Annotated in this window: 14 protein-coding genes; 6 read left to right on the top strand and 8 right to left on the bottom strand. The window is 49.7% G+C overall.

The annotated features are described in order from the left end of the window. Positions 1-42: 42 nt before the first annotated feature. Together CVV44_07580 and CVV44_07575 are read right to left on the bottom strand one after the other, a co-directional pair. Positions 43-846: a hypothetical protein gene (locus tag CVV44_07580; GenBank protein ID PKL40068.1), complete on the bottom strand. Its 804-nt coding sequence runs from the start codon at positions 844-846 to the stop codon at positions 43-45. Position 847: 1 nt separating this feature from the next. After that, positions 848-1,837: a threonylcarbamoyl-AMP synthase gene (locus CVV44_07575; protein PKL40067.1), complete on the bottom strand. Its 990-nt coding sequence runs from the start codon at positions 1,835-1,837 to the stop codon at positions 848-850. 325 nt (positions 1,838-2,162) lie between these two features. Here CVV44_07575 and CVV44_07570 point away from each other — a divergent pair, with 325 nt between their 5' ends. Next, entirely contained in the window at positions 2,163-2,351 is a 189-nt protein-coding gene (locus CVV44_07570) for a hypothetical protein (GenBank protein ID PKL40066.1), read from the top strand. Positions 2,352-2,356: 5 nt separating this feature from the next. On the opposite strand, the gene CVV44_07565 is transcribed toward CVV44_07570, so the two are convergent. The 4 genes from CVV44_07565 to guaB form a co-directional block, all read right to left on the bottom strand. Next, on the bottom strand, positions 2,357-2,845 hold the full coding sequence (locus tag CVV44_07565) for a chemotaxis protein CheW (GenBank protein ID PKL40065.1): 489 nt from the start codon (positions 2,843-2,845) through the stop codon (positions 2,357-2,359). A 132-nt stretch (positions 2,846-2,977) separates the two neighbouring features. Beyond that, positions 2,978-5,278 (bottom strand): hypothetical protein, encoded by a 2,301-nt coding sequence (locus tag CVV44_07560; GenBank protein PKL40064.1) that lies wholly within the window; start codon positions 5,276-5,278, stop codon positions 2,978-2,980. Positions 5,279-5,484: 206 nt separating this feature from the next. Further along, a complete protein-coding gene (locus tag CVV44_07555; GenBank protein ID PKL40063.1) occupies positions 5,485-5,958 on the bottom strand; it encodes a tRNA-specific adenosine deaminase in 474 nt (157 codons plus the stop codon). 251 nt (positions 5,959-6,209) lie between these two features. After that, the gene (gene guaB / locus CVV44_07550) at positions 6,210-7,706 is read right to left on the bottom strand and encodes an IMP dehydrogenase (protein PKL40062.1); all 1,497 of its coding nucleotides are present in this window, start codon (positions 7,704-7,706) and stop codon (positions 6,210-6,212) included. Positions 7,707-8,008: 302 nt separating this feature from the next. Between guaB and CVV44_07545 the strand changes: the two genes are divergently transcribed. After that, entirely contained in the window at positions 8,009-8,392 is a 384-nt protein-coding gene (locus CVV44_07545) for a hypothetical protein (protein ID PKL40061.1), read from the top strand. On the opposite strand, the gene CVV44_07540 is transcribed toward CVV44_07545, so the two are convergent. Then, positions 8,380-9,108, bottom strand: coding sequence for a tRNA 2-thiocytidine(32) synthetase TtcA (locus CVV44_07540; GenBank protein ID PKL40060.1), 729 nt, complete (start codon positions 9,106-9,108; stop codon positions 8,380-8,382). The genes CVV44_07545 and CVV44_07540 overlap by 13 nt on opposite strands. Positions 9,109-9,288: 180 nt before the next feature. Between CVV44_07540 and CVV44_07535 the strand changes: the two genes are divergently transcribed. The 4 genes from CVV44_07535 to CVV44_07520 all read left to right on the top strand — a co-directional run bounded on the left by CVV44_07535 (position 9,289) and on the right by CVV44_07520 (position 13,239). Then, the gene (locus tag CVV44_07535) at positions 9,289-10,761 is read left to right on the top strand and encodes a hypothetical protein (protein ID PKL40059.1); all 1,473 of its coding nucleotides are present in this window, start codon (positions 9,289-9,291) and stop codon (positions 10,759-10,761) included. Positions 10,762-11,127: 366 nt separating this feature from the next. Then, positions 11,128-11,952: a hypothetical protein gene (locus tag CVV44_07530; protein PKL40058.1), complete on the top strand. Its 825-nt coding sequence runs from the start codon at positions 11,128-11,130 to the stop codon at positions 11,950-11,952. Between the two features lie 45 nt (positions 11,953-11,997). Next, the gene (locus tag CVV44_07525; GenBank protein ID PKL40057.1) at positions 11,998-12,381 is read left to right on the top strand and encodes a hypothetical protein; all 384 of its coding nucleotides are present in this window, start codon (positions 11,998-12,000) and stop codon (positions 12,379-12,381) included. A gap of 30 nt (positions 12,382-12,411) precedes the next feature. Continuing rightward, entirely contained in the window at positions 12,412-13,239 is an 828-nt protein-coding gene (locus CVV44_07520; GenBank protein PKL40056.1) for a hypothetical protein, read from the top strand. On the opposite strand, the gene CVV44_07515 is transcribed toward CVV44_07520, so the two are convergent. After that, complete coding sequence (locus CVV44_07515) at positions 13,197-13,466, bottom strand: hypothetical protein (GenBank protein PKL40055.1); 270 nt, start codon at positions 13,464-13,466, stop codon at positions 13,197-13,199. The two genes, CVV44_07520 and CVV44_07515, sit on opposite strands and share 43 nt — an antisense overlap. Positions 13,467-13,469 lie beyond the last annotated feature (3 nt).

Here is a 13,469-nt window from a genome sequence, read left to right as displayed (position 1 = left end):
CCGAAGCGTCAAGAAATAAATAGCCTATTCAGAATGGCAGTTTTATCGTATTTCACCTTTTTCTTCCGTGAGTGCTGGTTTCATGTGCTCCAGGAAAAGCAAGGTGGCTGCCATGGTGCCCAGGTTCAGCGACAGAAATCCCACGAGAGGGATGAGAGATGCGAGGAAAAAGCCAGTTCCCACTCCGGCAGTAAGAGCCCTGAATCGCCACAGCAGGGTCAGCTTTTCCCTGAAAGCAAAGCGGCGTCTTTCCAGTGGAAAATCGAAAAACTGAAAACCGAGGAAAAAAGCCGTGGTGCTGAAGCTCAGGATGGTATACAGTATACTTCCCACCAGGGGGATGAAGTTGACGACTAACAGGAGAATGTTGGCGCCCAGCAGAAGTCCCAGCATCCTGAAAATATTTTTTGTTATGCGTGATATATCAGCCAGGAGACCTGTTATGGTGAAGGGCTCCTCCGGGATCTTATCACCGAGTCTCCGTTCCACCGCTGCCGATAGAAAATCGTTAAAGGGAGCCGTTATGATATTTCCGGCAATGGAAAAAAGAAGCACCGATATAATCCCCAGCAGGAGGATCATCACGGGGGCAATCATAACGCGGAGCACATCGAAATACCATCCTTCTCCCGTGATGGCCCCGGCGAGGCGCGGTTCCACAATCGTGTAGGAAAAGTAAAAAACTGAAGTCAATATAATGATGTTTATCAGAAAAGGGACAATGAAGTACGCAATAAGTCCCCTGTGCTGTCCCAGTAGACCCAGGGATGAAAAAACACTTTTTATTCCCTGGAGATATGATCCGGTGAAGCGTATCCCTTTTCGGAACATTTTCACATCTTTCATGTCAATCCCCGTGTGCCATTTTCTGCGAGGCTTTACGCAGCCTGTCCATTATGGCCCTGCCAAGACCGATCTCCGGAACTGATTCGGCATATATTACCGATACGGGCAGCCGGTCGAGCCTGTGCAGCGCCGAGAATATGCGGGCTGCCGCCTCGCGCAGGTCTCCGCCGGGAGAGAGTATTTCGATATATTCCAGGTTCATTTTTCCCGGGAGCAGAAACGGGGGATCCCTGAAAAAAAGAAAAGCGGCGGAATCGTTCTCAAGATCAAAGTCACGGGACGAGGCGCAGAGGCGGACCGGCTTTGACGGTGAATAGTGGTAGGGAAGCTGTCCCGGTGCCTCGGCCCTGCCATGGACCTCGGTAGAGGTAATTACCGGTCCGATAATTTTTTCCAGTTCTTCCACGGGGATACCGCCGGGCCTGAGAAGAAATGTTTTATTATCCTCGAGTTTAATGATAGTCGATTCAACGCCGACAGTGCATTCCCCTCCGTCGAGAATCATATTCACGCGATTTCCCAGGTAACGGGCTACATGCTCGGCCGTCGTGGGACTGAGGAATCCGAAGGGATTGGCGCTGGGCGCGGCAACGGCCGTTTCAGAGCGCCGTATAAGCTCCAGGGCCACGGGATGATCGGGCATGCGGATGGCTACCGTGGGAAGGCCTGCAGTAACAATGTCCGGGACGGCAGCTGATCGGGGAAGGACCAGCGTCAGCGGTCCGGGCCAGAAAGACCTTGCCAGTATTTCCGTTCTTTCATCGATGCCTGTTGTAAGCTGTTCTAACTGGTGAATGCTGGCGATATGGGCGATGAGGGGGTCGAAATAGGGACGGTTTTTCGCCTCGAAGATTCTCGTTATACCCGTGGGATTGAATACGTCGGCACCCAATCCATATACCGTTTCCGTAGGGAAAGATACAATACCCCCGGACCGTATAATGGAAGCAGCCTTATTGATATTGGCCGATGTTGATTCGTAAATATTCATATAATCTCAATTAATAATAAATATCCGGTATAATAGACATTGTACAACTGCCTGTTTATTGCTTCACTGTTTTTATCGGCAATTCCGGCTTTTTGTTCGAGTTAATTAAAAGAGGCCACGATCAGATCGTGGCCTCATTAATGGAGGAGCTCATGAAAAATATTACTTTTACCGTGTATGTCAATAAGGTCCGGTAAATTTGCTGTTGTTACATTTTTTTTCATTGAAATTATTTTTTTCTTTACCATTAATATGACATAATTTCAATTGAATGCTGGTATACCGGTGATCAAGGTCAGGATACCGGATACGTATTAACAGGGATATGGGTTCATCAATTATGAAACTGGAAGAATGCAGGCAATGCGAATTTCATATGGAGCATGTTTCCGATTCAATACTCTGCCGTTTTAACCATGAGATTGAGCACCGTGTTCTGAATGGGGATACTGTAATTGCGTGCCCAAAGGCAGAAAAACCCCGGGGGCTAAAAGCCCTTTTTAAACGTTCCTGATAATATCAGGAACCGCTTTCAGACTCCAGTATGCGTGTCACGTCAAGAATTATGATGAGCTGGTTGTCAACCTGTCCAATAGCCTGGATGAATTCGGAATTAATTTCCATGTCGCTGCTGAGGCTGCTGCTTTCATGAATGTTGCTCGTGGGAATCCCCACAACATCCGACACGGTGTCCACAATCATACCCACAAACCGCTCATTCACCTCCACGATGATTATGACCGTTACATGCGTATATTCAATCACTTCCATGTTGAACCTGAGGCGCATGTCAACGACAGGAACGACGTTGCCCCTGAGATTGATGACGCCTTTCATGTAATGAACTGAATCCGGAACCGGGGTTATTTCGGTCATGCCGATGATCTCATGAACCTTGAGCACATCAACACCAAAGGTTTCATCGCCCAGTATAAAGGAAATAAATTCCTCGCGTTCCTCGTCAACGGTGAGGGTGTTATGGTCGTCGGAAAGTTTATTTTCTGCCATGGGAGATTGAGCTCCTTTGTAATATGTGCGGGATATGATCCCGGGTCCTGCGAATGATATCAGTGGTATTCAACGCAGGGGTATAACTGCAAGTACATGATGAATAATCCGGTTTTACCGCATATACCGGACTCAGAATTCTTTAAAGCCTTCTTCCGACAAGATATCCTTCAATTCGTTGGCACCTTTCTTCCCTGCTGCTGTTCCGGACAATGTCGGTTTATTCCTGATGGTGTGTGTCATTTTTCCCGTAGCGGGGCCTTGTTTAATTTCCCGGTGATAATCTATTTGTTTTTTCTGAATGTCCTTGTCGATTTTGAAGCGTTCTACCAGGGCGATGAGTTCCTGGGCCTGATTCGCCATTTCTTCTCCGGCGGACGCGGTTTCCTCCACCAGTGAGGCATTCTGCTGTGTCATGGAATCCATTTCAATCACAGCCGTATTGATCTGTTCGATACCAGACCGTTGTTCCTCACTCGCCGCGGCAATTTCGTTGATTGTTTTATTCACCGTCTGCATTCTGTCTATAATTTCTTCAAGGGCTGAACCGCTTTTACGTGACAGGTCAGTTCCTTTTTTGATTTTTTCGATGGAGTCCTTAATCAACGATTCGATTTCCTTGGCCGCGTTGGCCGAGCGCTGGGCCAGGTTCCTCACTTCGCCGGCAACAACGGCGAATCCGCGACCCATTTCACCGGCGCGTGCGGCTTCAACTGATGCGTTGAGTGCAAGGAGGTTAGTCTGAAAGGCTATTTCGTTGATTACACCGATGATTTCTCCGATCCTTTTACTGGAATCGTTTATCTCTATGATGGCATTTACGGATTGATCGACTATGCGGCCCCCTTCTTCGGCCCTCTTGAGGGATTCGCTTGAGAGTGTATTGGCGTTACGAGTGTTTTCCGTATTCTGTTTTATTGTTGCCGTAGATTCTTCTATTGTGGATGCAATTTCTTCCAGCGCCGATGCCTGCTCCGCGGTCCTCTGGGAAAGTGTTTCGTTGCCGCTGGCTATTTCCTGTACGGCCTGGGAGAGGTTCTGAGCCGATAAAATTACATTGGAAATGATGGTTTTGAGATCATCGACCATTTTTTTCAGGGCTTTTGCCAATCCACCGATTTCATCACCGCGGTCGAGAAAGTTCTGATCCATCTCCGCCGTAAGGTCTCCCGAGGCAATAATACCGGCGAAATCAACGGCATAATTCAGTGGCCTGGAAATGCTTCGGCTGAAAACAATGGATATGATAACGGCAAGAACTATCAGAAAAAAGCCCAGCGTCAGCATAATGATGAGAAGGTTGCCGGCGGCATCGAAAACTTCCTGCCGGTCGATCTCCGTTATGATGGCTATTTCATGGATGCCGATTTTAAGGAGATGGTTGTGTCCCAGAACGGGAATGTCACGATAATCATTGTAAATTAAGTTCTGGCAGTATTCGCTGCCGCGCCGGTGTTCCATCCGGTTAAAGAGATCCTGCAGCGCCTTAATATTGCTCAGGTCCCGTTTGAGGGCTGTATCTTTTTCAAAACGGGAATCAGTGAGCATCAGTATATTGCCTTTCCGATCGGCGCCATCATCCATACCCAGGCGCTCGGCAAGGTATGTTTCGCCGGTATCGCCCAGACCTGTTTTATCCTGGCACAAATGGTTGATGGCATTGACATTGATATCATATATCATCATGAATGTGAAGCGGTCCTTTACGGGCGTGCTTTTTTTCAGTTCGTCCGCGGTGAGGCCGTGTCGTCCCAGGCCGTGTGACATGTGGATCGATGCCTTGTTCAGTTCCGAGCAGTGTTCAATGGAGGAGGTATAGAGCAGGGGACAATTATATTTATCCGATTCAACACCCCCGGCGCCCTTTACCATGAGATCATATCCGCCCCGGTACATGGATCGATCACTGACGTTGCCTGAAAAATCATTGGTAGATATGATCTGATCACCTTCATGGAAGACTACCTGTCCCAGGGCGTTCCTGACATCAAAAACAGGGACCAATTTTATTTCAGCAAAATTTTCCAGGGCGAATTTGTACTTGTCGATGTACTGGTGGAGCAGACGATAGTTTGCACTGGTTTTATTAAGGAATTCCCTTTTTTTTTCAAGGGAAAGATCGGGGCTGATAGTTGATCCCTGTATGTCCTTCAGCAGATTATCCGATGTGGTCTTGATAATGTCGATTCCCGTCATGACGTGAATCTCGCCGAAGCGGTCATTGAAAAAATTCTGGATTGTCTGGGTCTTGAGTTCCGCCACAGCCGAGAGTTTCGCCACTGCCTCATTCTCAATGGCCGAGGACCCGGAAAAATAAGATATCGATGTCAGAATGATGATAAAGAGCAGAGAACAACCCAGGAAGATGCTTAGCAGCTTGCCTCCGATGCCCAGGTTTTTTATCCGGTTAATGATTGTGTTGTGTGTTTGCATAATCGGGCCATCCCGGCTTTGAGATTTTTAAGGCCTTTTTTGATTGGATGTAATACTATATCCTAAATATAACAAAGGAAATTTTCATGCACACACTCCATGAAAAGGAATGTATAATCATTAAAAAGTGTACTCTAATGTAGAAGGTATGTCAAGAGGCAAAATTAAAAATTAGAGTGTTATGGCGATGAGATTTTGGTTGCAGGTTATATTTTTTCTTTTCTTTTTTTCCTGAAAAATTCCTTCAGGAGCCCCGATGATTCCTCTTCCATCAGGCCGAATTCAATGCAGGGGACATGGTTGAGTACTCCGTTCCCGCATACCGAAAGGGCGGTGCCGCAGGCGCCATATCTGACATCCCTTGCTCCTATAACAAGGCGTTTGATGCGGGCATGGACAATGGCCCCGGCGCACATGGCGCAGGGCTCTTTAGTCACATACAGTACGCAGTCCGTGAGGCGTTCATTTCCCAGGAATCGGGCGGCCTCTCGTATGGCCGTTATCTCGGCATGTTTCGTCGGATCGTTTTTTGACCTGTTTTCATTGTGTGCCCTGGCTATGATGGAACCGCCCAGGGTTATCACGGCCCCGACGGGTATCTCGTCGTCGTCTGCGGCGAGGCGCGCTTCCTCCAGAGCAGCCTGCATGTAATGCTGGTCGTCGTGTATTTCGGCGGGCATGGTGCTATACATTGAGGATTATTTCGCCCAGGGATCGCTTTGGCACATGATGGATGTCGCCGGCATCGCGCCAGTATTTGATATCGCCCATGGATGAAACAGGGTCGATGATGACTTTTTCTTTCAGCGGTAGTGCCATGGCTGCCTCCAGGGGAAATTATTTTCGGCTTATGACCGCATGCTGTATATAACATACAGGTGTCGGCGGCCCGTTTCAAATAAAAACGGGACAACCGGGCAGCGCTCATGAACTACATGTATTTCGGTTCCTTGTAGGAATACATGTCGTGCACATGGCCTTCAAGCTGCGCTGACGGGGATCTGAGTTCGAAGCGCAGTTCTCCTTCGTAGAGCTTTTTATGCAGAGTGGTGACGTCGCGGGTTCCCATGTCCTGGAAGGAATGCTTGAGTCCCTGGATCAGGTAGGGAACATAGTCGGAAAGGGATCCCTTGTCCACTACGGATCCCGAGACGCCCTGGGCAACCATGATCTTTGCATCCTCGGCGAAATAGCGCTTGGAGCCGCCCGCCTCAAGTGCCTCCATGGAGGCCATGCCGCGGTAGCGCTTCAGCCTGACACCGTTTTCATAGAAGTATTCGCCCGGCGCTTCATGGGTTCCGGCGAACATTGATCCCATCATGACCATTGACGCTCCCAGGGCCAGGGCCTTGGATATGTGTCCGATGGTGGATATTCCGCCGTCGGCAATGACGGGGATCGACGATTTGCGCGCGCAGTTTGCCGTACGGTAAATAGCCGTGGCCTGGGCCCGCCCCACGGACATGGTGGTCTGGGTCGTGCATATGGAACCGGGTCCCATGCCGATGCGCAGGCCGTCAACACCGGCCTGTATCAGATTTTCGCACTGTTCAACAGTGACCACATTGCCGCCGATGACACTCAGGCTGGGATATTTCTGCTTGATGTATTTTATCATATCGATCTGGTAGATGGAATTGCCCTGAGCGGAATCTATGATGACCACGTCTACGCCGGCCTCCACCAGAGCTTCGAGGCGCTCTCTTGCCTCCTCCTTTGTGGAAATAGCGGCGCCCGCCATGAGCTGCTTCTTAGAGTCCTTAGAGGCCAGAGGATAGTCGCGGTTTTTTAAAAGGTCGTTCCTGCTCATGAGCGCCACCAGGGAACCCTTTTCGTTAACAATGGGGAGCTTCCCTTTTTTGGAGTCGCGGAGTATCTTGTTCGCCTGGGAGAGGGATACACCTTTTTGCGCCGTCACCAGGTCAGTTGTCATGACTTCGCGGATTTTTTTATTTCTCTTGGGCTCAAAATCGATGTCGCGGTTGGTCACGATGCCCAGGAGTTTGGAGTTCATGGTGCCGTTTTCCGTGATGGGTATGCCGGAAAAGCCGTACTTCTCTTTTATCCGATCAATGTCCATAACGGTATGTTCGGGAGACAGAACCATGGGATTGGTAATAAAACCGTTTTCGTAGCGTTTTACCTTTCTGATTTCCTCGGCCTGCTGTGCCGGTGTGTTGTTATAATGTATGATGCCAATGCCTCCCATGAGGGCCAGACCGATTGCCATTTCGGCCTCGGTAACGGTATCCATGGGGCTCGATACCAGGGGACTTTTCAGGGAAATATGCCGGGTCAGTTTTGACTCCAGGATTACATCGTCGGGGGCAAAGTCGATATATCCCGGCAGTATGATGAAGTCGTTATATGCGTAACCGGTATGACGGGTAAAGAGCTCTTCTCCGGAGAATCCATCGTATTTGTTCATATCTTTTTTCCTCGTTCTTATAAAGTAACGGACAGAAAGTCAATGCAATGCAGTGTGAACCGGTCAAATTATGTATATTGGTATTAAAAATATCAATATATTATCATTTCTTCAATCGAAATTATGCCCCCGCTGCAATAACGCAATATTTTTGTTGATAAATACCGCTATTTCTTCAACATGGGGCCGAATATAAACAGCCACTATTCAACAGTCCTTTGAATTTGGCAATAATTTTTACGTAATATATTTGATGCCTGACCGGAACCGGGAGGCAGCCTGACAGGAGGAAAGCACCGGCCATGGGATACTGCAAGAGAAGAGGTTACTGCTGCCAGGACGTGCGGCTTGCCGAATCGCCCGATTTGCTGCAAACGGCCTATGAATTCTGGCTGAAATCGCCTAAAATCGATCCGAAATTTTCGGAAATATATCTTATCTATCCCATGCTGGCCTTCAAATTCGAAAAACCCGAAGAGGATCTGCCCTATCATTACATCTGCAAGCACTTTACCCACGACAACGAGGGAACGCCCACGTGTTCCATTCATCCCATCCGTCCGCGCATGTGCCGGGATTTTCCTTATTATGACGATGTGGAGCACCTGGACCGCACCGGACCCCTGAGCCCCTATGAGGGCTGCGGCTATAATGATTCCGACGAGGAGCCGGTTCAGGGCAGGTAATCGCCGTGAATATTGGTCATGGCCTTGAATATGGTGCTGCGGGCCTCGCCATGCAGTTGTTCCATACCATCGATGATTTTTCTTACTGCCTCGCGGCGTGAATCCCCCCCGTGGGGGCATTCCTTTTTCTGCGGGGGAAAGGCGCGGATACGGGCGTATTCTGCAATTTTATCCTCGGCAAGCAATGCCAGGGGACGTATGATTTCCAGTTTCCCGTCAAACACGGCAAGCCGGGGCGGCATGGTGGACAGGGAGCCCTGGTACAGCATGTTGAGGAAAAAGGTCTCGATGATATCGTCGCGGTGATGGCCCAGGGCCAGTTTTCCGCACCGGTGCTCTTCGCAGAAACGGAAGAGTTCCTTGCGGCGGTGCCATGAGCAGAGAAAACAGGGGGACAGAGCCTCCTGTTCGGTATGCTCTATTTCCAGCTCCCGGTAATGAAAGGGGATATCCAGGCTGCGACAGAACGACTCAAGATGCTCCCTGTCCACCTCATAGGGAATGTTGGTAATGTTCACATGAACGGCATGCAGGGTGTAATCAATGGGAAGATGTTTTTTCCGCAAAACCAGTGTTTCCAGCAGCACATGGGAGTCCTTTCCGCCCGATAGGGCTACAGCCACCGTTTCACGGTCTTTGATCATATTATATCGGTTGACGGCTTTACCCACGGCTTTAATGATTTTCTCAATGTGTATTCTTTCCGCTTTTGTCATGGCCTTTCCTGAAAACCGTTAAAGTCTTTCCCGGCATGTACAGATAATTGCATGATATTCATGATTTTTGATTGATTATCTGCGGGAGTTTTTCTATACTATATTATATCTGCCCGTATATTTTGTATGCAGTCATAATTAATCAACCATAAAAATTATCAAATCAAAAAGGAGAGTCATATGAAAAGAGTTTTAAAATGGCTTGGCGGTATTATAGGTGTTATCATTTTACTAATCGTTATAGCCAGTATCGCGGTATACGTCATTGTGGATAAACCGTTTATTGAAAAACAGATGCGAGGCGCACTGCACAGGCACGCGACGATAGGGGATATCAGCGTGGGGATATTTTCTGTTATTTCGGGTATCGAAGTGAATGACGTGAAAATATCAAACTTTAAAACCGAAAAGCAGCTGACGGCGCTGGAAGGCAAACCGGTGCCGGCAGGAGACCTTTTTGTGGGCCTGAAGGCCTTTAAATTCAAGGTGCAGTTTCTGCCCCTGCTTCAAAAGCAGTTCGTTCTAAAGGAACTGACCCTCTATGAACCTAAAATCAATGTGGTTAAAAACGAAAAGGGCGTTTTCAATTTTGATGACCTGCTGGTGGCGAAACCCATGACAGCTGAAGAGAAGGCCGAGGCCGAGAAGGAAGCACGGGAAGAAGCGAAACGCCTGGCCGAGGAGGCCAAGAATCCCCCGAAGCCACTCACCGTCGATGATATACCCATCGCAGTCAACGTGGGCAAAATCGGCATTGAAAAGGGGACACTTACCTATGAAGATAAACAGTTCCAGCAGACCTTCCAGGTCTATGACCTGACGGCACTGGTTCATTCAATTGATATTGACGGCACAGCCCTGGATAAAAAGAACCAGGTGAAGATCAATGTCGACATGGGAATAAAAACCATGGGACAGATGAAGACCGGCACGGTGCAGTCCTTTGATATGCTGCTTTCTATCAAGGGGTCCGTGAAGCCCTTTGACGTAAAGACGCGCCGTCTTGATCCTGAAGTCACCGTGAAAATGGGCTCACCTAAGGGAACTCTCACGGGTCTGCAGATTCTTGAAAAGGCCAAGGATGTCGAGGCGCTCTCTAAATATTGCGGCAAGCTCAACTTCCTGGGAAAAGATGTGCGCTGGAAGAACGGCTACATGAAGGTGTGGTACAAGGCCGGCACGGTGAAGATTGATGAGGGCGATATCAAGACCGACGACTACCAGCTCTCATTTAAAGGCAAAACGAATATCAACACCAAGGCTGTTGACGCCGAGCTTGATATGATCCTGGCCGACAAGCACGGGAAGAGCATCAGGTTCGGCATTGAAAAGAATGCCAAGAAGGCTATTACCGGTGCTGCGGGGAAATACGTGACTGCCGAAAAGGTAGCTGACCTGGCCATGAAGCCCCTGCTTAATAAGGAAGGGAAGGTCTACCTGAAGTACCAGGTCAAGGGAACCATGAATGATCCAAAAACGGACCTGGTTCATCCCAAGCTGCCTTCCCTGGGATCCCTGGTAAAGGACGCGGCAGGATCAGCGGCTGACGCTGTCGTTGACAAGGCCAAGGATGTGGCTGCCGACAAAGCCAAGGCCGCGGCCGATAAAGGGACTAAAAAAGCTACTAAAAAGCTGAAGAAGAAACTGTTCTAACGATAGATGTTGTGTGGGGGGCAGATATAAGCCCCCCATAACAACCCCGCCGATCAGGACCATTGCCCCGTCTTTTTTTATTAATGATCAGATCATCTCTTTAGAATCTATATATGTACATTTGTTCAGAACATGGAGATAAACCGGTGTACCGGAAGGGACTTGGACACTGGGGCATCTATAAATTCCTGTTGATCCGTCGCTGGCAGGGTTCAATGATGCGTGTGATTGTCGTTTCGGGCAACGCCATAGCCCGTTGACTGAAAAGAAAAAGAGATAGTAATAAAACTCATTGATAAATAGTGTTAGACAAATATATTTGCATTCTGCAAGATAGGTACATAACATAACCATAAGGATAATGCTATGTCCCGAAGGCCCCAATTGTGGCTGAAAATTCTCGCGAAAACCTTTCCTCTGTCAGGGGGAATCGTGAAGGCCACCGGATGGCCGGTGATCGGTACAGTCGTGAAGCGTCTCGTGGTCCCACTGCTCAGCGGAAAGAATTTCAACATAACCTACATCCCGATCAACAGGCAGATATCCGGGGACAGATCGAGCTACCTGCCCTCGATAATACTGGAAAAACTGATCCGCGAATCATCTCATCGGGCCATTATTGCCAGGTGCACCTGCCGCGACGGCAACAGGTGCGAAAATCATCCCGTCGAGCTGGCATGTGTGATGCTCGGTGATGGCGCTGCTGAAATTGACCCAGCCGTCTGCCGGCATACCTCGGTTGAGGAGACCATCGCCCACGCCCGGGCGTGCGTGGAAAACGGCCTCATCCCATTCGCCGGCCGCTTCAAACCGGACAATTTTCTCTGGGGAGTGAAGGACCGGGGCAGGCTCCTCACCATATGCTTCTGCTGTTCCTGCTGCTGCACCATCATGAACAACAGGAAATTCATGACCCCGGAGATGGAATCGTCCATCGTAAAATTGCGCGGTCTCGTCATGACCGCCGACCTGAAACAATGTACCCGGTGCGGCGACTGTGCCCGCGAATGCTTCTCCGGTGCCATCAAGATTACGGATGAAGGGGCGGTGATCGATCCCGGGAAATGCAGAGGTTGCGGCCGGTGCGCCAGCTTATGTCCCGAGAATGCTGTTATCGCTTCGATCGAGTCCGTTGACGAGGCTGTAATGGAATTAACCGGCCGTATAAGCAGAATCATCAATTACCGATAAAATATGATAACACCAAATCAATCTAATATATACAGGAGATAGGCCATGAAAAAATTTGTTGCACTTACCGGGATAATTAACATCACTACGGGAATTGCCTTTGTCATACCGGGCTCTATATCGCTGGCGGGCATCGAGGCCCCGGGAAGCCCCTTCTGGCTCCTGCTTCCGGCCCTGTTTCTTGTTTTCCTCGGAACAATACTGATCTTTTCATCGAGGGACCTGGAGCGGCGGGCCACCGTGGTCTTCTGGGACGGCATGTCCAGGGTCGCAGCCTTTTTTCTCTTCTCGTGGCTGGCATGCTCCAGCGGTAATTTCGTCCCGGCTCTTCTGGGAGCGGCGGACCTGTTGATCGGCGTGATTTATTTCATTGCCATCCCCCGCGTGTTAAACCGGGGATTTTTCGATATTCTTTTCGACAGGAATTGAAGCGGCAACACGGATATACAGGAGGCTCCCATGATTAAGATGTTCAAATACGGTCCCACAAAACGGATGGCCAGGTTCGCCACGAACATGACCTGGCCCCTCATGACCAGGGGAAAACGATGGAGCGATTATCCTGTACTGAAGCATATCATAAATCCCTTTTTCCGCTACCCTCATAATGAGATTACCGCTATCCCGATAGGAGTGAAACTGCCCTCCCCGGAAAACGTGGTGGTGCCCACCGAGGCTGTGGAGCGCTTCATTGCCCAGGCAGGCCACGTGGTTATATTCGACGAGTGCGTGTGCAGGGCAAAATTCCGGTGTGCCAATCATCCCGCCGATATCGGGTGTATGGCCCTGGGCAGGGGCGCGGAACGTATACATCCCTCCCATGGCAGGCGCGCGACAATCGGGGAGGCGAAGGCCCACGTGCGCAGGGCCGCCGATGCGGGCCTCATCGCCAATATCGCCCATGTCTGGATCGACGTTGTGGCCTTCGGCCTCCCGGATTTCAAGCACCTTATGTTCATCTGTTTCTGCGACGACTGCTGCTGCATGTACCGCACCGACATGAAGCGTCCCGGCCCGAACCTGGACAAGGCATATCGCCGGCTTCCCGGCATATCGGTCATAGTGGATGAAGAGCGTTGCAACGGCTGTGGTATATGCGCCGCCCAATGTTTTGCGTCCATGATCCGGGAGGAAAACGGCAGGGCCAGAGTCCTCGAATCCTGTAAGGGGTGCGGCCGGTGCGTGAGTGCCTGTCCGCGCGGAGCCCTGACTCTTAAAATCGACGATCAGGACGAGGTCTTCCGTCAGATCATGGACAGGGTTAAAAAAGTGGCTGACATATCATGACCATCGCCGGTTAGATCAGGATCGAAGGAATCATCAAAGCCCCCTCCTGGTGCACTACTGAATCCATTGAAGAGAGATTCAGTGGCTTGAGAGCAAGCCACTCCTTGCGTACTACAGCGTTCTTCATCACCCCCGAATCCGACCAGGAGCGCGATGCCGCCCGCAATGAAAAAAATGAATACCGCTATTTTGAGGTTCAGGTTGAGGTCCGTTGCATAAAAATGCAACGC

Source organism: Spirochaetae bacterium HGW-Spirochaetae-1 (genome assembly GCA_002839375.1).
In the GTDB taxonomy this organism is placed as follows: domain Bacteria; phylum Spirochaetota; class UBA4802; order UBA4802; family UBA5550; genus PGXY01.
This window is presented reverse-complemented; position numbering and strand designations above follow the sequence as displayed.